The following is an 18483-nucleotide window of genomic DNA, read 5'->3' on the forward strand; positions in this document are numbered from 1 at the left end:
GGCGGATGCGCGGTCATGCGCCTTGGGGCTGTCCGGTCTGCCATCTCCGGCACGGCAGGGGCTTTTCATTGGGCGCCGGCACCGCTAGCGTCGGATCAACTCGCGACAAGAGGAGAAGAGTGACATGAGCCAGTTCGAGAAACGTCTTGCCGAGTTGGGCGTGACCCTGCCCGACGCGCCCGCGCCCGCGGCCAATTATGTGCCCTATGTGCAGGTGGGTGACATGCTTTATGTCTCGGGGCAGATCGCCAAGGAGGGCGACACCCTGATGACCGGCAAGCTGGGCGCGGATATGGATGTGGCCCAGGGTGCGGCAGCGGCGCGGGTCTGCGCGATCGCGCTTCTGGCGCAGGTCAAGGCCGCCTGTGGCGGCGATCTTGACCGGTTGGCGCGGGTGGTGCGGCTGACGGGCTTTGTCAATTCCACCCCCGAATTCACGCAGCAGCCGGCGGTGATCAACGGCGCGTCGGATTTCCTTGGTGAGGCGCTGGGCGAGGCAGGCAAGCACGCCCGCGCCGCCGTCTCTGCCGCGTCGCTGCCGTTTGGCGTGGCGGTCGAGATCGACGGGATATTCCAGATCAAATGAGCGCGCTGCCCGAGGCGTTTCTGCGCCTGCCGATTGCGCATCGCGCGCTCCACGATGTGACGGCGAGGCGGCCCGAGAACTCGCGCGCCGCGATCCGGGCGGCGATGGCGGCGGGCTATGGCATCGAGATTGACCTGCAATCGAGCCGTGACGGGCGCGCCATGGTGTTTCACGACTACGATCTCGGGCGGCTCACGTCCGAGACGGGGCCGGTGCGCCAGCGCGATGCGGCACAGCTCGCGCAAATCCCGCTCAAGGGCGGCGACGAGGGTATTCCCGATCTGTCCGAGGTGCTGGCGCTGGTCGCGGGCCGGGTGCCCCTGCTGATCGAGTTGAAGGACCAGCATGGCCGGATGGGCGCGACCGATGGCGCGCTGGAGGCGGCCACCGCCGAGGCGCTCCGGGGCTATGCGGGGCCGGTGGCGCTGATGTCCTTCAACCCCGAGATGGTGGTCGCGATGGCCGACCTCGCCCCCGAGCGGCCGCGCGGCATCGTGACCTGCGCCTACACGCCCGAGGACTGGCCGCTCTTGCGCGAGGAGACCCGCGCGCGGCTCCGCGATATCCCCGATTATGACCGAGCGGGCGCCGCGTTCGTGAGCCATGACGTGGACGACCTCGACAATCCGCACCTGACCCGATTGCGCGCCAAGGGGGCCGCGATCCTGTGCTGGACGGTGCGCAGCCCGGAGGTGGAGGCCCGCGCGCGGCAGGTCGTGGACAACATCACGTTTGAGGGTTATCTGGCCGCCCTCCCCGCTTGATCGGCCGTGCCCGCCCGCCAGATAGGACAGTCGGCATGACCGACACCGCGATCACCATCACGCTCCATGACCGCATCGCCGAGATCGGCGAGGGCGATTGGGACGCCTGCGCCTGCCCCGAGGCGGCAGGTGGCGCGCGCCCCGAAGACCCGTTCACCACCTACCGGTTCCTGTCGGCGCTGGAACAGAGCGGTTCTGTCGGGCGCGGCACCGGCTGGCAGCCGCAATATCTGCGCGCCGAGGCGGGGGGCGCGGTGATCGCCGTGGCCCCGCTCTATGCCAAATCCCACAGCCAGGGCGAATATATCTTCGACCATTCCTGGGCCCATGCCTATGAGCGTGCGGGCGGGCGCTATTACCCCAAGCTGCAAGGGGCGGTGCCCTTCACGCCGGTGACGGGGCGGCGCCTGCTGGCGCGTCCGGGCCATGAGGCGGCGGGGCGGGCGGCGCTCTTGCAGGGTGCGCGCGAGGTGGCGACGCGGCACGCGATTTCGTCGGTCCATATGACCTTCTGCACCGGAGCGGAGGTCGCGGCGGGCGAGGCGGCGGGTTATCTCGCGCGGCGCACCCAGCAATATCACTGGGAAAATCGCGGCTATGGCGGGTTTGACGACTTTCTTGATGATCTGTCATCGCGCAAGCGCAAGACGATCCGCAAGGAGCGCGCCCGTGCGCAGGCCTTTGGCGGCGAGATCGTGCACCTGACCGGCGACCAGATCCGCCCCGAGCACTGGGAGGCGGTCTGGGGCTTTTACCAGGACACCGGCGCACGCAAATGGGGCACGCCCTATTTGCGTCGGGCCTTCTTCGATCTCGCACATGAGCGGTTGCGCGGCGATGTCCTGCTGATCCTCGCTTTGCGCGGGGGCAGGCCGGTGGCGGGCGCGATGAATTTCATTGGCGCTTCGGCGCTTTATGGCCGCTACTGGGGCTGCGTCGAGGATCACCCCTGTCTTCACTTCGAGTTGTGCTATTACCGCGCCATCGAGTTTGCCATTGAATCGGGACTGCAAAGGGTCGAGGCTGGCGCGCAGGGCGAGCACAAGCTGGCGCGCGGCTATCTGCCCCGGCCCGTCCATTCGCTGCACTGGCTGCGCGATCCGGGCTTTGCCAGGGCGGTGGCCGAGTATCTGGAGGCCGAGCGCGCCGCGGTGGATGAGGAAATTGACATATTGACCGGCTATGGCCCGTTTCGCCGCACCGTCATGGAGGATCACGAATGACCGAGAAACTCAGCGACACGGCCCGCAAGACCACGCTCGCGCCGCTTCTGGAGAACGGCTGGGCCATGGTCGAGGGGCGCGACGCCATCGCCAAGACCTATCAGTTCGCCGATTTCGTCGAGGCCGTGGGCTTCATGACGCGCGCGGCGCTCTGGGCAGAGAAGTGGAACCACCATCCCGAGTGGTTCAACGTCTACAAGAGGGTAGAGGTGACGCTCTCCACCCATGACGTGGGGGGGCTGAGCGCGCTTGACGTGAAACTCGCGCGCAAGCTTGACGGGCTCGCGGGCTGAACTGACGGGTGTCACTATTCGAAGAACGATGAAGCGAGGCGGGCGCGCTTTCATCGTTCGGAAAATACTCCGGGGAGCGCGAGGGGCTGGCCCCTCGCACCCGCTCTTGCCGTTCAGATCTCTGCCAGCAGCGATTCGCCCGCTGTCGCCTCGCAGGTGCCGGGGCTTGCCTCGACATGGAGCACGGAGACGGTGCCATCCTCGACCGCTATGGCATAGCGTTTCGAGCGCGCCATAAGGCCTGCGGGCGGCGCGTCGAAAGTCATGCCGACCGCCTTGGTAAAGGCGCTTTGCGGGTCGGCGAGCATGGTGATTCCGGCCTGCGTGGCGCCGGTCGCCTCGCCCCATGCCTTCATCACGAATGGGTCGTTGACGGAGATGCAGATGATCTCGTCCACGCCCTTCTTGTCGTATTCAGCCTTGGTGCGGATGAAGCTTGGCACATGGGCCGAGGAGCAGGTGGGCGTATAGGCGCCGGGCACGGCGAAGATCACCACCTTGCGGCCCTTGGTGAGGCTCGTCACGCTGACCTCTTCGGGGCCGTTCGCGCCGAGACGCAAAAGCGTCGCCTCGGGCAGTTTGTCGCCAGTGGAAATGGTCATGGTCGTTTCCTTTCTCCTGTCGGTTTGCGGTTGGATGTAACCATAGGCCGGTGTTAGGCAAGGGGCCACGGCAAAACGAGAGGGCGCGCGATGGCGGGAGTGGTGGTGATCGGGGCCGGGCAGGCGGGGGCCACGCTGGTGGCGAAGCTGCGGGGCGAAGGCCATGACGGCGCGATCACGCTGATCGGCGAGGAGCCGGTGCCGCCCTACCAACGCCCGCCGCTGTCGAAGAAATACCTGCTGGGCGACATGGCGCTGGAGCGGCTCTATCTGCGGCCCGAGAGCTATTATGCCGAGGCGGGGATTGATCTGCGCACGGGCGCGCGCGTGACCGGCATCGACCGGGGCGCAAGGGAGGTGGTGATCGGCGCGGAGCGGCTTGGCTATGCACATCTTGTGCTGGCCACCGGGTCTGTGCCGCGCCGCCTGCCGCCCGCGATTGGCGGCGATCTGGCGGGCGTGCATGTGGTGCGCACGCTGGCGGATGTGGATGCGATGGCGCCGGGGTTTGTCGCCGGGGCAAAGGTGCTGATCGTGGGCGGCGGCTATATCGGGCTGGAGGCGGCGGCGGTGGCGGCGGCGCGCGGTATGGATGTGGTGCTGATCGAGATGGCCGACCGTATCCTGAAGCGGGTGGCCGCGCGCGAGACCTCTGATTATTTCCGCGCGCTGCATGGGCGGCATGGCGTGGATATCCGTGAGGGCGTCGGGCTGGAGCGGCTGTCGGGCGAAGGCCGGGTGCGGGGCGCGCGGCTTTCGGATGGCAGCGAAATCGGTGTGGATATGGTGATCGTCGGCATCGGGATCGCGCCCGCGACGGGGCTGGCCGAGGCGGCGGGGCTGGTCATTGAGAATGGCATCGCGGTTGACGAGCTTGGCCGCACCTCGGACCCGGTGATCTGGGCGGCGGGGGATTGCGCCTCTTTCCCCTATAAGGGCGGGCGGCTGCGGCTGGAAAGCGTGCCCAATGCCATCGACATGGCCGACTGCGTGGCGGGCAATATCATGGGGCGCGCCGTGCCGTATGTGCCGCGCCCGTGGTTCTGGTCGGATCAATACGATGTGAAATTGCAGATCGCAGGGCTGAATGCGGGCTTTGACCGGGTGGTGACGCGCGCGGCGGAGGGCGCGTTTTCGGTCTGGTATTACGAGGGGACGATGCTGCGGGCGGTCGATGCGATGAACGATCCGCGCGCCTATATGGTGGGCAAGCGGCTGATCGAGGCGGGGCAGAGCGCCGATCCGTCCCTTGTGGCCGATCCGGGCGTGGATCTCAGGGTGCTGCTCGCGTGAGAATTATCGGCGGCGCATATCGCGGGCGGGCTCTGGCCAGTGTCGGTAAGGGCGATGCGGCGGCGCATCTGCGCCCGACCTCGGACCGGGTGCGCGAGGCGCTTTTCAATGTGCTGGCGGGTGGTTATGGCGACCCGGTGACGGGCGCGCGGGTGCTTGATCTGTTCGCGGGTACCGGCGCGCTCGGGTTGGAGGCGCTGTCGCGCGGTGCGCAGGCCGCCACCTTCGTCGAAAACGGGCGCAAGGCGCTGGCGCTTTTGCGGCAGAATATCGCGCTTTGCCGCGCCGAGGATCGCGCGCGGGTGATCGCGGCGGATGCGCGCCGGCCGGGGACCAATGCGCAGGCGCCGCACGATCTGGTGTTTCTCGATCCGCCCTATGGCAAGGGGCTGGGCGAGGCCGCGCTGACGGCGGCGCTGGCGGGCGGCTGGATCGCGCCGGGCGCGCTGATCGTCTGGGAGGAAAGCGCCGTCATCACGCCCCAAGAGGGGCTGCGGCTGATCGAGGAACGGCGCTATGGCGCGACGGTGATCCGGTTCCTGGAGGCGGGGTAGCGGGCGGCGCTAGTGTTCGCCACCTGACATAAGTTACCCGGTATTGAGCAGGCGCGCCATGTTGGCGGAATCTGGAATGCCAGGGGCGTTGAATGGCCTTGCGCTGACGCTGGCCTCCTGCCACCCGCGCGGCTCATCCCTCAATTGGGAATGTCCATGCGGGTCATCAACGGACACTTTGCAGCCGCTTTGCACCAGGTATATTGCGTCAGGGGGCGAACGCTAGCGCGACCGCGCGAGCATCGCGAGACGGATCAGCGCGCGTTCTACCAGCGCCATCTCGGGGGCGCGTTGCGCGGCGGAGCGCAGATGAAGGTCGGTCTCGGTCAGGATCGTCAGCGCCTGTTCAAGCCGCGCCGCGCCCCAGCCCTGGGCCTGGCGCAGCATCTGGTCGCGGCGGGGGCCAAAGACCGGTGGGCGCAGGCGATTGATGCCCTGGGACGCGCCGCCGGGATCGGCGGCGGCGGTATAAAGCGCGCGAAAATGGCGCGCGGCCCCGATGCACAGGCCCACCGGCTGCACGCCCTGCGCCTTCAGCCGCCGCAGCACCGGCGCGATTCCGCCCGAGCGCCCCTCGGCCACGATGGCAAGCACCTCGTCAAGATCGGCCTCGGTCGAGGCGGGTGCGCAGGCCGTGATGTCGTCGGCCGAAAGCGGCGCGGGATCACCCGTCTTGTAGAGTGCGAGTTTCTCGATTGTCTGGCGGAAATCGCCCGGATCGAGCGCCCGCGACAGCACCACGATATCGCCCATGACAGGCCCCGGAATGTCGTGCAGTCCGGCGCGGGCCAGCACCGCCTCGATTTCCTCGCGCGAGGGCGGTTCGTCATAGATGCCGATGGCATAGGCGTTTGGATGGCTCTCGAACGCCTTGCGCAATCTGGACGTGGCCTTGAGTTGACCGGCGGTTACGACGATCTGCGCGTCGCCCGTCTGCCAGTCGGCCAAGGCGGCAAGGATCGGCTCGGCCAAAGCCTCGGTCGCGTCCTCGGCAAAGGCCACGCGCGGGCCGGGGAAAAAGCCCTGCGCCTTGACCGCATCGAGAAGAAGCGCCGGATCGCGGCGCAGATCGGCGGCAGGCAGGCGCGTCAGGCGCATTTCCTCCTCCGCGCCGGGGCCAAGCAGGGCGGCGATGACCTCCTGCCGCCTGAGCGCCACGCGCATCGCGTCCGAACCGTAGATCAGAAGGCCCGCGCGCCCCGGATCGGGCCGGGCGAAATAGCGCGGGGCATCGCGGGCCGAGAGCTTCATTGCGGCAGATCGCGCACCGAAGCGGCGAGCCGGGTCAGAAGCTGATCGGCCAGCATGGACATCAGCCGCGCCTCGGCATCGCGCTCGGCGGCCTGGGTGGCCACGGGTGTGTCGAAGGTGGAATAGCCGGAGAAATTATCGACCGTTCCCCTGGTCACGATCTCGTCGGTCTGCCGGTCGCGCAGGGTGTAATCGACACGCCCCAGAAGGTTGACACGCAGCGTGATGTTGCTGCGGTCGATGGATACGCCCTGCTTGCGCAGCGAGATCGCGGGGGTGAGCAGGTAACGCGCGCCCGCAGCACGACCGAGGCGACCCTCAAGCTCTTGCGTCAGCAGAAAGCCCGCGCGCGTGTCGGGGTCCGCGATCTCGATGCGCCCCGTCAGCGCCGCACCGCCACCGCCCGGCGCATAGACCGGCGAAAAGCCGCACCCCGCCAACGCGGCGAGGCCCGAGAGCAGGAACAGGCGGCGGTCAGATGACGACATTCACGATCCGTCCGGGGACAACGATGATCTTTTTCGGCGCGGCCCCTTCAAGCGCCCTTTGCACAGCATCATGGGCAAGTGCCGTCTTTTCAACCTCGGATTTGCCCATCTCGCGTGGCACGGTGATTTCCGCGCGCCGCTTGCCGTTGATCTGGATGGGCAGCGTCACCGTGTCGTCGATCAGCAGTGCCGGATCGGCCTGGGGCCAGGGCGCCGTGGCTACAAGGCCCTCGCCGCCCAGCATGGCCCAGATATCCTCCGACAGGTGCGGGGTCATGGGCGACATGAGCTGCGCCAGGGTGCGGACGGCCTCGCGTTTCGCCGCATGGCCCGCCTGCGATTTCATCAGCGTGTTGGTAAAGGCATAGAGCCGCGCGATGGCGGCGTTGAAGCCGAAGGATTCGACGCCTCTGGACACCTCGTCGATGGTCTTGTGCATCTCGCGCAACAATGCCTCATCGGCCTCTGGCGTGGCCGTCTCGGGGGCGCTGCCCACTTCTGACGCCAGACGCCAGACGCGCGAAAGGTGGCGATGCGCGGCCTCGGCGCCAGAGGCGGTCCATTCCACGTCGCGCTCGGGCGGGCTGTCCGACAGGACGAACCAGCGCGCGGTATCGGCGCCGTATTGGCTTATGATGGTGGAGGGATCGACGACGTTCTTCTTGGATTTTGACATCTTGGCGGAGGGGATCACTTCGATCAGGTCGTGCTCCGCGAGTTTGCCCTCCATATGCGCCTGAGCCAGCCGCTGAGCAAGCAGCACGTCATCACCAGAGCCTAGTTCGCTTTTCAAGCTAGCCCTTTTCTTGCCGTCTTTTCCAACAAATTCCACTACTTCTTCCGGCAGATGATAGACCGGGCGGCCCGCCGCATCGCGGGTCTGGTAGATCTCATGCGTCACCATCCCTTGCGTAAACAGTGCATCGAACGGCTCGATCGCGCGGGCGGGCAGGTGGCCGCAAATCTGCATCGCCCGGGCGAAGAAGCGGGAATAGAGCAGGTGCAGGATCGCGTGCTCGATGCCGCCGATATACTGGTCCACGTTCATCCAGTAGTTGGCCTCGGCCATGTCGGTGGGCGTCGGGGCATCGGGCGCGGTGAAGCGGGCGTAATACCAGCTTGAATCGACGAAGGTGTCCATCGTGTCGGTCTCGCGCCGGGCGGGCGCGCCGCAGCGCGGGCAGGGGCACGCGGCCCATGTCGGGTGGCGGTCAAGCGGGTTGCCGGGGGCGTCAAAGCTCACATCGTCGGGCAGGCGGACCGGCAGGTTTTCCTTTTTCTCCGGCACCACGCCACAGGCATCGCAATGCACCACCGGAATCGGGCAGCCCCAGTAGCGTTGCCGCGACAGGCCCCAGTCGCGCAGGCGGAACCTGGTCACGCCCTGGCCCACGCCATTCTCTTCGCACAGCGCGATGGCGGCGTCGATGGCCTGCGCCCCGGTCTGAATCTCGTCGCCCGCCAGCGGGCGGGTGTAGCGCACCGCCTCTGACTTGGGCGGGATGAAGGGGCTTTGGGAAACGTCATGCGCGCCGTCGCGCGGCTGGAACGTGTCGATGATCGGCAGGCCGTACTTGACCGCGAAATCGTGGTCGCGCTGGTCATGGGCAGGCACGCCGTAGATCGCGCCGGTGCCATAATCCATCAGAATGAAATTGGCGATCCAGACCGGCAATTCACAGGTGTTGTCAAACGGGTGACGCACGCGCAATCCGGTGTCGAAGCCAAGTTTCTCGGCCTTCTCGATGGCTTCTTCGGTGGTGCCGCCGCGCCGCGCCTCGGCGCAGAACGCCGCCACATCCGCGCGCTCGCGCTCCAGTGATTTCGCCAGCGGGTGATCGGGGGAAATACCCAGAAACGACGCGCCCAGCATGGTGTCGGGCCGGGTGGTATAGACCTCGATCCGGTCATACCCCTCTGGCCCGTCGATGAGCGAGAACGCGAATTGCAGCCCGCGCGATTTGCCGATCCAGTTCTCCTGCATAGTGCGCACCTTGGCGGGCCAGTTGTCGAGGCCGTCGAGCGCGTCAAGCAACTCGCCCGCGAAATCCGAGATGCGGAAGAACCATTGCGTCAGTTCGCGCCGCTCGACCTCTGCGCCCGAGCGCCAGCCCTTGCCGTCGATCACCTGCTCGTTGGCGAGCACGGTCATGTCCACCGGATCCCAGTTCACCACCGCGTTCTTGCGGTAAACCAGCCCCTTCTCGAGAAAATCGAGGAACAGCGCCTGTTGCTGGCCGTAATATTCGGGGTCGCAGGTGGCAAACTCGCGGCTCCAGTCGATCGAGAGGCCGAGCGGCTTCATCTGCGCGCGCATGGTGGCGATATTGTCGTAGGTCCAGTCCTTGGGGTGGCCTCCGCTTGCCATGGCGGCGTTTTCGGCGGGCATCCCGAAGGCGTCCCAGCCCATCGGGTGCAGCACGTTATGGCCTGTGGCGATCCTGTGGCGCGCGACCACATCGCCCATCGTGTAGTTGCGCACATGGCCCATATGGATGCGCCCCGAGGGGTAGGGGAACATTTCCAGCACGTAATACTTGGGCTTCGCGTCATCGCGGGCGGCGCGGAAAATGCCGGCTGCGTCCCAGGCAGCCTGCCATTTCGCTTCGATCTCGGCGGGGGAATAGCGCGACATTGGCCGTGCCTTTCTTGCTTTTCGTGGTGTTGGCAGGGGTGATAGGCGCTTCACCCGGCTGGGTCCAGAGGGCGGGCGCAGAATCCGGGGCTTTGCGGGCCGGGGGTGCGGATTTATAACCGCGAGGGGCGCAGGCGGGCGAGTGCATGAAAATCCTCTTTATCCACCAGAATTTTCCGGGGCAATACAAGCATCTGGCCCCGTTGCTGGTGCGGCAGGGGCATCATTGCGTGGCGCTTACGCTGCGGGTGAAGGAGGCGAGCACATGGCAGGGCGTGCGGGTGGTCCCCTATGCCCTGCCCAGGCGGGACGCGCAGGCGCTGCATCCGTGGCTGGTGGACCTTGACAGCAAGCTCACGCGCGGCGAGGCGTGCTGGCGCGCGGCAATGGCGCTGAAGGAGCGCGGTTATGCGCCCGATCTCATCCTTGCCCATCCCGGCTGGGGCGAATCGCTGTTTCTGCGCGATGTCTGGCCTGAGGCGCGGCTTGGGCTTTATTGCGAGCTTTACCACCTTGCCGACTGGCCGCATCTGGGGTTCGACCGCGAATTCCCGAGCCACGAGCCCGAGGTCGAACCGCTGCGCATCCGCATGCGCAATATCAACAACCATCTGCATTTTGCCGAGGCCCATGCCGGGATCAGCCCGACGCGGTTTCAGGCCGATACCTTCCCCGAACCGTTCCGCGACCGCATCACCGTAAGCCATGACGGCATCGACACGCTGAGCGCCTGCCCCGCGCCGGATGTGCGGCTGGAGGTGGAGGGGGCGGGCACCCTCACCCGCGCCGATGAGGTCATCACCTTCGTCAATCGCAACCTCGAGCCCTACCGGGGCTATCACATCTTCATGCGCGCGCTGCCGCGCCTCCTGCGCGAGCGGCCCCACGCGCGCGTGCTGATCGTGGGCGGCGACGAGGTGAGCTATGGCGCGCGCCCGCCCAAGGGGCAGACCTGGAAGCAGATCTTTATCGACGAGGTGCGCGGGCGCATCGCCACGCCCGACTGGGAAAGGGTGCATTTTCTGGGCCGCATCCCCTATGATCGGTTCCTGCGGCTTTTGCAGGTAAGCCGCGTGCATGTCTATCTCAGCTACCCTTTCGTGCTGAGTTGGTCGCTGTTGGAGGCGATGGCCTGCGAGGCGGCGATTGTCGCCAGCGATACCGCGCCCGTGCGAGAGGTGATCACGCAGGACAAGACCGGGCGACTGGTGGATTTCTTCGATGCCGAGGCTCTGGTGGCGGAGGTCTGCGCGCTGCTTGAGGCCGCGGAGGCACGCCGCGCGCTCGGTCAGGCCGCGCGGCGGCTTATTCAGCAACGCTATGACCTGCGCGGCATCTGCCTGCCGCGTCAGGTCAAATGGGTCACGGATATCGCCGCGCGGTAGGGCGGATCAGAACCGGCCCGCCTGAATGCGCAACTGGCGCGCGCGGTTGAGGATGGCGTCTTCGACGGCGCGGGTGGTGGCGGCATCGACCGGGCCGCGCTGCGTCTGGAGCGCGACCTTGAGCGAACGCGCGTCAAGCGCCGGATCGCTGATGAGCACGGTCGCGCGATAGGCCTGGCCGCCGCCCGGCGGCACGCCGAAGCCCGTGGAGATCACGCCGGTAAACGGATCGGCGGCCTCGATCGGCAGGAAATTGAGCACTTCAAGAGAGGCGGTCCACAGAAACCGGTTGACCTTGACGGTTTCGCGCCCGCCCCGGAACGCGTCGAGTAGCGACCCGTCAGCGGGATTGGCGCGCGCTTCGCGTCCACCCTTGACCCGCATGGCTTCGGGGTCGAGCCGGGTGTTCTTGAACCCGCTGCACCCTGCGAGAACCGCGAGGCAAGCCATGGTCAGGCCGAGCATTTTGAGACGCGAATGGGTCATGGCACCGTCCGGTATTGTTTCCACCCTACTATCCAAGCCGTGCTTGAGGGGCAAGCCCGATGCGCGGGGCCTTGCACGCGCCCCGCTGCGCGTGGCAGTCAGGCGACAGGATCAGGGCGAGGGAGGCACAAGGTGGGGCTGAACGACATCACCGCGCGGATCAGGCAGGCAGAGGTGGCCGCCGGGCGTGCGCCGGGCAGTGTGACACTGATCGCCGTCTCGAAGGTGCAGCCCGAGGCGCGCGTCGAGGCGGTCCTGCAGCAAGGGCACCGCGTTTTTGGCGAGAACCGGGTGCAGGAGGCGGCGGGGCGCTGGCCGCCGTTTCAGGCGCGGTTCGAGGGGGTATCGCTGCATCTCATCGGGCCGTTGCAGACCAACAAGGCGCGGCAGGCGGTAGAGATGTTCGACGCCATTCATTCGGTTGATCGGCCAAAGCTTGCGCAGGTGCTGGCGCGGCTGGCGCAGGAATTGGGGCGCTGTCCTGAGCTGTTCATTCAGGTGAACACCGGCGAGGAGGCGCAAAAGGCCGGGGTCGCACCGGGCGAGACCGATGCCTTGGTGGCCGAATGTCGTGCGCTCGATCTGCCGGTCGTGGGCCTCATGTGCATCCCGCCGGTGGACGAGGAACCGAGCCTGCATTTCGCGCTTCTGGCGAAACTGGCGGCGCGCAACGGGCTGAGCGGCCTGTCCATGGGCATGAGCGACGATTTCGAGCGCGCCATCGCGCAGGGGGCGACGCATGTGCGGGTGGGGTCGGCGATCTTCGGCGCGCGCGATTACGATTAACGACCCCGCACGATCAGCCGCGCGCCGAAGGTGAGGCGGGCGGCGATGGTGCGCAGGTGGCGGGGGTCGAGGGCGACGCAGCCTGCGGTGGGATAGCCGGGCCGCCGCCACTGGTGGATGAAGATGCACGAGCCGCGCCCGCGCACCGGGTAGGGCCAGTTCCAGTCGGTGACGATCACCAGATCATAGAGCGGATCGGCGCGGCGAAGCGCCTCGTGGCTGTGCGGGTAGGGGGCGCGGACCATGAGGTTATACGCCTCATGGGTGGGATCGTCGGACCACAGATCGCCGGGGCGGATGGGCCGCGCCCAATCGGCGGGGCGCGTCATGCGGTCGGGGCGATAGAGCATCCCCACGATACGATGATGTCCCGAAGGCGTCGCGCCGTCGCCCTCATGCTTGCGCGTGCTGATGCCGCCGTGCCCGATGGTGCAGGGGTAACGCCGTCCCTGAAAGCGCAATCCAAGCGGGGTGAGAACCAGATCGTTCGGTGTCATGAGCCTGTCGTAGCATCTCTCATGTGTCGGTCCAGAGATTTCGGGGGCGAACATGTTTTTGATTGCGCTATCGCTGCGAGCGCACAAATATTGCACTCTGCCGGATTCGGCAGCATGATGTGCCTGAAAAGCGTTCAAAAGGTTAACCTTAAGTCAATTTCCGCCTATGCAATTTCTGCATGGCAGAATTGTTTGTGTCGGGTATTGTGCAGATGCAGAAACCGACTATCTTTGGTTCAACGAAGGACGGCAGACAGAACTTGCTGCCCGGAACGAACAGAATCGCAAGGATACGAAAATGGCACAGTCGATCGTCACGCGCGACAGCGCCGCCGCCTCGGTCGGCGAAGAGCTGCGCCGGGCCGTCAATGCCGCAATGCAGCGTCTCGCGGATCACCGCGCCTATCGTCGCACGATCCGCGAGTTGTCAGATCTCAGCACGCACGATCTGGCCGATCTTGGCCTGCATCGCAGCGAGATCCGGCGAGTCGCATACGAAACGGTTTACGGCCACAGGTCGTAAGCGAAGGAATCGGTCGCGCCTCTCCTCCTCCCTGGTGCGGCCGTAACGGTCTCGGGCTTCCTCTCCTCCTCCCTGGAGTCCGTGACCGAAAGACCGGGATCGCATGATCCCGAGAGATCGCGAATGGCCCTCTCCTCCTCCCTGGGCCGGACGTGTCAGGAAGCGGCGACCCCCCTCCTCCTCCCTGGGGTCGCCGCTTTTCTGTTTTCGGGGGTTTCCCGTCAGTTGAGCCAGCGTGCACGCCCGCGCCGCATCGGTGTGGGGCAGGGCAGGGCGGCGGCGTTCAGGAAATCGACAAAGGCGCGGGCGGCCGCGCTTTGCGCGCCCTGGGCCGCCTGGCTGGCGAGCGCCTCGCGCGCCGTGTCGGTGGTGACGGGGCCGGGGGCGGCAAATACCCATTCCAGAAATCCCAGCCGGGCGAGGGCTTGCGCCTGTGCGCCCATGGCCGGGCTTTCCTCGAGCGCGCCGATGATTCGGGTCAGGATCATGGTGGTTCTCCCCGGTCGCACCCCGGACCGGATGGGGCGAGGGGGCAGGGCGCGCGCGCCCGCATCGCCCCCCGCGATTGCGACAATGCCAAGGCTGGTTTCCGGGCTTGGGGGGTGGGCCTGCTGGCCCGTGCGTTCCGGCGCCTTCCCGAGACCCTTGGTCCCAGTGGCATCGTGCCGGATCGCCCTCCCTTACCGTTGCGGGGGCAGCGCCGGTGTTTCACCGGCTTCCCAATTCTCCGCCCCGAGGGGCGGCACCCTGACAAGCCCGAGCGTAGCAGCCCACCGGATTCCGGCAAGCGCAAATGCGGCAGCGCGGCGCGGAAAGCGGCGCGTGCCCTCTTTTGGTCGGGCCGTGTGCGGGGTAGCGTGGCGCGACCCGTTGAAGGAGCCCGTTCGTGACCGATCCCGAGACCCTTTTGCGCGCGCTTTTCGCGCGTGCCGTGGCGGTGGCCGACCCGATGCAGAGCCTCGCCGCGCATCTGCCGCCGCGCCCCGAGGGCCGGGTGGTGGTGATCGGCGCGGGCAAGGCGAGCGCGCGCATGGCTGAGGCAGTGGAGGCGGTCTGGGGCCCCTGCGAGGGGCTGGTGATCACGCGCTATGGCTACGGTCGTCCTTGTGCGGGCATCGAGATTGTCGAGGCGGCGCATCCGGTGCCCGATGCGGCGGGAATGGCGGCCACCGCGCGGATGCTGCGGCTGGTCGAGGGGCTTGGCGCGGGCGACATGGTGCTGGCGCTGATCTCGGGGGGGGCCTCGGCGCTGTTGGTGCAGCCTGCGGGGGCAATGACGCTGGGGGAAAAGCAGGCGGTGAACGCGGCGCTCTTGGCGTCGGGCGCCCCCATTGGGCAGATGAACGTGCTGCGCAAACATCTGAGCCGGGTCAAGGGCGGGCAGATGGCCGCCGCCGCCTGGCCCGCGCGGATGCTGGCGCTGCTGATTTCGGATGTGCCGGGGGATGATCCGGGGATGATCGGCTCTGGCCCCACGGTGGGCGAGGCGAGCACGCCCGAGGACGCGCGCGCGATCGTGGCACGGTATGGCATCGCCCTGCCGCCTTCGGCCGAGGCCGTTCTGAACGGGCCGACGGAAGTGGTTGCGCCAGAGGATCCGCGTCTGGGGCGGGTCGAGAACGTGATTTACGCGGCCCCGTCGCAATCGCTGGCGGCGGCGGCGGAGATGGCGCGGGCCGAGGGGCTGCGGGTGGAGGTTCTGGGTGACGATCTGGAGGGCGAGGCGCGAGAGGTGGCGCGCGATCATGCCGCGCGCGCGCTGGCGGCGCAGCGGGGGCTGGTGCGCGGGGATGCACCGGTGCTGCTTGTGTCGGGGGGCGAGTTGACGGTGACGCGGCGCGGCGACGGCGTGGGCGGGCCGAATGCGGAATATGCGCTGGCGCTGGCGCTGGCGCTTGGGGGGGCGTCGGGCATTCATGCGATTGCCTGCGATACCGACGGGGTTGATGGCGCGGCAGAGGTGGCGGGGGCACTGATCGGGCCCGAGACTCTGGCAGAGGCGCGGGCTGCGGGCGTCGATCCTGCGGCGGCGCTGGCGCGCAATGACGCGCACGGATTCTTTGGCGCGATTGGCGGGCAGGTGGTGACCGGCCCCACGCTGACCAATGTCAATGATTTCCGCGCCATCCTTGTTGCGCCCGCCTGACGCCGCGTCGCGACGGGAATCGAGTCGCATCACCCCCCGAAGTTTGCGATAATAAATCGTTATCTACGGAGTTTGCCCATGCACCGACGGTCATTTTTCGGCCTTCTCGCTGCCCTGCTGCTGCTGGCGTCGCTGCCTGCGGGGGCGGCCAATGTCAGGCTGAGTGCCAGCGAGATCGAGGCGCTTCTCTCCGGCAACACCATTGTCGGCACCTGGTCCGGCACGGCCTATCGCCAGTATTTCGCCACCGATGGGACGACGGTTTATGTTCCTGATGGCGGCAAGCCCGACGAGGGGCGCTGGCGCACCAATCCGCAGACCAACGACTATGAGAGCTGGTGGCGTAGCACGGGCTGGACGCCCTACGCGCTTGTACGCACCGATGCGGGCAGTCTGGCCTGGGTCAATGGCGACCGGATGGAGCCGTTTCGGGTGCAGTCGGGACGACAGATCAAGTGATGCCGATCAGCAATTCGGCACGTTGACGGCAAGGCCGCCAAGCGAAGTTTCCTTGTATTTCGCGCTCATGTCGGCACCGGTCTGGCGCATGGTCTCGATGCAGGCATCAAGCGGCACGAAATGGGTGCCGTCGCCACGAAGCGCGAGCGAGGCGGCGGACACGGCCTTGATCGCGCCCAGCCCGTTGCGCTCGATGCAGGGCACCTGAACGAGGCCGCGCACCGGGTCGCAGGTCATGCCGAGGTGATGCTCGAGCGCGATTTCGGCGGCGTTCTCGATCTGCTGGGCCGTGCCGCCCATCACGGCACAGAGCCCGGCGGCGGCCATGGCCGAGGCACTGCCCACCTCTGCCTGACAGCCCGCCTCGGCCCCGGAGATCGAGGCGTTGAACTTGACCAGCCCGCCGATGGCGGCGGCGGTCAGCAGGAACTCCTCGACCCGACCCGCATGCGCGCCGGGCACATGGTCGAGCCAGTAGCGGATGACCGCTGGCACCACGCCCGCCGCGCCATTGGTGGGGGCGGTGACGACCTGTCCGCCGGCCGCGTTCTCTTCGTTCACGGCCATGGCATAGGCGCTCATCCAGTCGTTGATCTTGTGCGGCGCACTGAGGTTGGTGCCGCGCTCGGCGAGAAGTGCGTCGCGGATGCCCTTGGCGCGGCGCTTGACGCCAAGCCCGCCAGGCAGCGTGCCATCGGTGGAAAGCCCGCGCTCTATACAGTCGTTCATCACCTGCCAGATACGCGCCACGCCGGTGCGCAAGCCGTCATGCCCTCGCCGCGAAATCTCGTTGGCGCGCTTCATCTCGGCGATCGTTTTCCCGGAGCGTTCGGCCATGTCGAGCATCTCGTTGGCGGATTGGAACGGATAGGGCACCGGTGGCCCCGCGTCGCTCGCCTTGCCGGCGACCAGTTCTGCCTCGGTCATCACGAAGCCGCCACCGATGGAATAATAGGTCTCTTGCAGGATCACGTCGCCCTGCGCGTCGGTGGCCATGAGGATCATGCCATTGGCATGGCCGGGCAGGTTGGGGCCGAAATCGAAGATCAGATCCTCTTTCGGGCTGAATGTGAGCGTGGGCAGGCCCGGCGGCGTGATCGTGTGGCTTTCGCGGATCGTCTCCAGCGTGGCCTCGGCGCGGTTGTGGTCATAGGTTTCGGGCACAAAACCCGCGAGGCCGAGGATCGTGGCGCGGTCGCTGGCATGGCCCACCCCGGTGAAGGCGAGCGAGCCATGGAGCGAGCCGCGCAAGCCGGCGTAGTGAAACGGCTCGGCGCGCATCCGGTCAAGAAAGCGCGCGGCGGCGACCATAGGCCCCATCGTGTGCGACGACGATGGGCCGATCCCCACCTTGAACATCTCGAAAACCGAAAGAAACATGGCGCGCCCCCGTTGCGTGCGCCGCTTATCGCCGCACCCTGTCAGAGCTACTTGTCCGAAAGCGACGCTTCAAGGGCTGCGCGTTGACATGTGCATGATCAGAGCGCGCAGCCCTCGGGTGGATCGGGATAGTCAGGCGCTGTGAACGGGTGCGCGCCCAGCCCCTCGGCTGTGATGGCGGCGCGGGTGGCGGGGCTGTTCTCGAGCCGCCCGAGCATGGCGAACAGGCGTGGCCAGCGGTGTGGTGCGAACGTGACCCCGGCGCGGGCGGGATAGAGCGCGCGCCAGCGCATCAGGCAGGCAAGATAGGGGTCGAGCAGCGAGGGGCGATCGGCCCTGAACCAGAGCGCGGCGCGGGTTTCCAGAATGTCGAGGCATTCGCCAAAGCGCGCCTGCGCCGACCTGCGCAACGAATCGCCGCCCCCGGCCAGATACTGCTCGGGGTAAAAGCTCATGCGCAGCGTGGGATGCGCGGTATTGGACAGGTAGAACAGCCACTTGAGAAAATCGCCCCGGTCGGCGGCCTTGGGCGCGGGGGCGCCTTGCCTGTGGCGGTCGGCGAGCCACAGGAGAATGGCGCCGGTCTCGAAGAGCACCCCATCGGGGGTTTCGAGCGCGGGAATGAGGCCCGCCGGGTTGAGCGACAGATAGGCGAGGGATTTTTGCGCCCGCGCGGCGCGGTCCACCAGCGCCGTCTCATAGGGTTCGCCGATCGCTTCCAGCGCAAGCCGGATCACCAGCGAGGCGTTGTCAGGGGCGTAATGCAGCCGGTAGGTCATGGTGCGCGGCGCGCCCGATCAGGTCTTTTCCCCGACATTGGCGGCAAAGGCGGCCTCGAACGCGGCCTGTTTCTCGGCGTCGGCGTCGGTCTGATAGCGTGACTTCCACTCGGCATAGGGCATGCCGTAATAGGCTTCTCGCGCCTCGTCCTTGCTCATCTCGAGGCCCCGCTCGTGAGCGGCCTCCTGATACCAGCGGCTCAGGCAGTTGCGGCAGAACCCCGCGAGGTTCATCAGGTCTATGTTCTGCACATCGGTGCGCTTTTCCATCAGGTGATGGCGCAGTGTGCGAAAGGCGGCGGCCTCAAGTTCGATACGGGTCTGGTCGTCCATGGCTCTCTCCTCCGGTTTCC

21 protein-coding genes and 1 riboswitch are annotated in these 18483 nt (G+C 67.0%); of the genes, 11 read left to right on the forward strand and 10 right to left on the reverse strand.

Translation table 11 applies throughout. From position 1 onward, the window contains the following. Positions 1 to 124: 124 nt before the first annotated feature. From KAK09_RS05770 to KAK09_RS05785, 4 genes are read left to right on the forward strand one after another with little or no spacing between them, the layout of a single operon-like run. Positions 125 to 586, forward strand: coding sequence for a RidA family protein (locus KAK09_RS05770; protein WP_210877967.1), 462 nt, complete (start codon positions 125 to 127; stop codon positions 584 to 586). Next, the gene (locus KAK09_RS05775; protein ID WP_210877968.1) at positions 583 to 1350 is read left to right on the forward strand and encodes a glycerophosphodiester phosphodiesterase family protein; all 768 of its coding nucleotides are present in this window, start codon (positions 583 to 585) and stop codon (positions 1348 to 1350) included. Before KAK09_RS05770 ends, KAK09_RS05775 begins: the two co-directional genes overlap by 4 nt. Before the next feature lie 35 nt (positions 1351 to 1385). Further along, positions 1386 to 2573: a GNAT family N-acetyltransferase gene (locus tag KAK09_RS05780; protein WP_210877969.1), complete on the forward strand. Its 1188-nt coding sequence runs from the start codon at positions 1386 to 1388 to the stop codon at positions 2571 to 2573. Beyond that, positions 2570 to 2866 (forward strand): 4a-hydroxytetrahydrobiopterin dehydratase, encoded by a 297-nt coding sequence (locus KAK09_RS05785; RefSeq protein WP_210877970.1) that lies wholly within the window; start codon positions 2570 to 2572, stop codon positions 2864 to 2866. Before KAK09_RS05780 ends, KAK09_RS05785 begins: the two co-directional genes overlap by 4 nt. A 113-nt stretch (positions 2867 to 2979) precedes the next feature. On the opposite strand, the gene KAK09_RS05790 is transcribed toward KAK09_RS05785, so the two are convergent. Then, on the reverse strand, positions 2980 to 3468 hold the full coding sequence (locus KAK09_RS05790) for a peroxiredoxin (protein ID WP_210877971.1): 489 nt from the start codon (positions 3466 to 3468) through the stop codon (positions 2980 to 2982). Between the two features lie 90 nt (positions 3469 to 3558). On the opposite strand from KAK09_RS05790, the gene KAK09_RS05795 reads away from it, so the two are divergent. Beyond that, positions 3559 to 4761 carry an NAD(P)/FAD-dependent oxidoreductase gene (locus KAK09_RS05795; protein ID WP_210877972.1) on the forward strand — a complete coding sequence of 401 codons (1203 nt, stop codon included), beginning with the start codon at positions 3559 to 3561 and terminating at the stop codon, positions 4759 to 4761. After that, entirely contained in the window at positions 4758 to 5315 is a 558-nt protein-coding gene (rsmD, locus tag KAK09_RS05800) for a 16S rRNA (guanine(966)-N(2))-methyltransferase RsmD (RefSeq protein ID WP_210877973.1), read from the forward strand. Before KAK09_RS05795 ends, rsmD begins: the two co-directional genes overlap by 4 nt. A 222-nt stretch (positions 5316 to 5537) precedes the next feature. Here the strand turns inward: rsmD and holA are convergent, their stop codons facing one another. From holA to leuS, 3 genes are read right to left on the reverse strand one after another with little or no spacing between them, the layout of a single operon-like run. Next, a complete protein-coding gene (gene holA, locus KAK09_RS05805; protein ID WP_210877974.1) occupies positions 5538 to 6566 on the reverse strand; it encodes a DNA polymerase III subunit delta in 1029 nt (342 codons plus the stop codon). Further along, entirely contained in the window at positions 6563 to 7054 is a 492-nt protein-coding gene (lptE, locus tag KAK09_RS05810) for an LPS assembly lipoprotein LptE (protein WP_210877975.1), read from the reverse strand. The genes holA and lptE overlap by 4 nt, the downstream gene beginning before the upstream one ends. Then, the gene (gene leuS, locus KAK09_RS05815) at positions 7041 to 9689 is read right to left on the reverse strand and encodes a leucine--tRNA ligase (protein WP_210877976.1); all 2649 of its coding nucleotides are present in this window, start codon (positions 9687 to 9689) and stop codon (positions 7041 to 7043) included. The genes lptE and leuS overlap by 14 nt, the downstream gene beginning before the upstream one ends. Before the next feature lie 146 nt (positions 9690 to 9835). Between leuS and KAK09_RS05820 the strand changes: the two genes are divergently transcribed. Then, positions 9836 to 11074 (forward strand): glycosyltransferase, encoded by a 1239-nt coding sequence (locus KAK09_RS05820; protein WP_210877977.1) that lies wholly within the window; start codon positions 9836 to 9838, stop codon positions 11072 to 11074. 6 nt (positions 11075 to 11080) lie between these two features. Here the strand turns inward: KAK09_RS05820 and KAK09_RS05825 are convergent, their stop codons facing one another. Then, positions 11081 to 11560, reverse strand: coding sequence for a DUF3576 domain-containing protein (locus KAK09_RS05825; protein ID WP_210877978.1), 480 nt, complete (start codon positions 11558 to 11560; stop codon positions 11081 to 11083). A 132-nt stretch (positions 11561 to 11692) separates the two neighbouring features. Between KAK09_RS05825 and KAK09_RS05830 the strand changes: the two genes are divergently transcribed. After that, the gene (locus KAK09_RS05830; protein ID WP_210877979.1) at positions 11693 to 12346 is read left to right on the forward strand and encodes a YggS family pyridoxal phosphate-dependent enzyme; all 654 of its coding nucleotides are present in this window, start codon (positions 11693 to 11695) and stop codon (positions 12344 to 12346) included. Here KAK09_RS05830 and KAK09_RS05835 read toward each other — a convergent pair. Beyond that, positions 12343 to 12843 (reverse strand): L,D-transpeptidase family protein, encoded by a 501-nt coding sequence (locus tag KAK09_RS05835; protein ID WP_210877980.1) that lies wholly within the window; start codon positions 12841 to 12843, stop codon positions 12343 to 12345. The two genes, KAK09_RS05830 and KAK09_RS05835, sit on opposite strands and share 4 nt — an antisense overlap. Before the next feature lie 298 nt (positions 12844 to 13141). On the opposite strand from KAK09_RS05835, the gene KAK09_RS05840 reads away from it, so the two are divergent. After that, positions 13142 to 13366 carry a DUF1127 domain-containing protein gene (locus KAK09_RS05840; protein WP_210877981.1) on the forward strand — a complete coding sequence of 75 codons (225 nt, stop codon included), beginning with the start codon at positions 13142 to 13144 and terminating at the stop codon, positions 13364 to 13366. Between the two features lie 221 nt (positions 13367 to 13587). Here the strand turns inward: KAK09_RS05840 and KAK09_RS05845 are convergent, their stop codons facing one another. Beyond that, positions 13588 to 13854 carry a hypothetical protein gene (locus KAK09_RS05845; protein WP_210877982.1) on the reverse strand — a complete coding sequence of 89 codons (267 nt, stop codon included), beginning with the start codon at positions 13852 to 13854 and terminating at the stop codon, positions 13588 to 13590. Between the two features lie 75 nt (positions 13855 to 13929). Next, positions 13930 to 14131, reverse strand: a riboswitch (cobalamin riboswitch). Positions 14132 to 14252: 121 nt separating this feature from the next. Between KAK09_RS05845 and KAK09_RS05850 the strand changes: the two genes are divergently transcribed. Then, the gene (locus tag KAK09_RS05850; protein WP_210877983.1) at positions 14253 to 15512 is read left to right on the forward strand and encodes a DUF4147 domain-containing protein; all 1260 of its coding nucleotides are present in this window, start codon (positions 14253 to 14255) and stop codon (positions 15510 to 15512) included. A 78-nt stretch (positions 15513 to 15590) separates the two neighbouring features. Next, positions 15591 to 15971: a hypothetical protein gene (locus KAK09_RS05855; RefSeq protein WP_210877984.1), complete on the forward strand. Its 381-nt coding sequence runs from the start codon at positions 15591 to 15593 to the stop codon at positions 15969 to 15971. Positions 15972 to 15977: 6 nt separating this feature from the next. Here KAK09_RS05855 and KAK09_RS05860 read toward each other — a convergent pair whose 3' ends face one another. The 3 genes from KAK09_RS05860 to KAK09_RS05870 all read right to left on the reverse strand — a co-directional run bounded on the left by KAK09_RS05860 (position 15978) and on the right by KAK09_RS05870 (position 18463). Then, a complete protein-coding gene (locus tag KAK09_RS05860) occupies positions 15978 to 17351 on the reverse strand; it encodes an L-serine ammonia-lyase (protein WP_210877985.1) in 1374 nt (457 codons plus the stop codon). Between the two features lie 98 nt (positions 17352 to 17449). Then, complete coding sequence (locus KAK09_RS05865; protein WP_210877986.1) at positions 17450 to 18130, reverse strand: glutathione S-transferase family protein; 681 nt, start codon at positions 18128 to 18130, stop codon at positions 17450 to 17452. Positions 18131 to 18148: 18 nt separating this feature from the next. Continuing rightward, entirely contained in the window at positions 18149 to 18463 is a 315-nt protein-coding gene (locus KAK09_RS05870) for a DUF1244 domain-containing protein (protein ID WP_210877987.1), read from the reverse strand. Between the last annotated feature and the right edge of the window lie 20 nt (positions 18464 to 18483).

The organism is Roseovarius autotrophicus (assembly GCF_018069895.1).
Lineage (GTDB): Bacteria > Pseudomonadota > Alphaproteobacteria > Rhodobacterales > Rhodobacteraceae > Roseovarius > Roseovarius autotrophicus.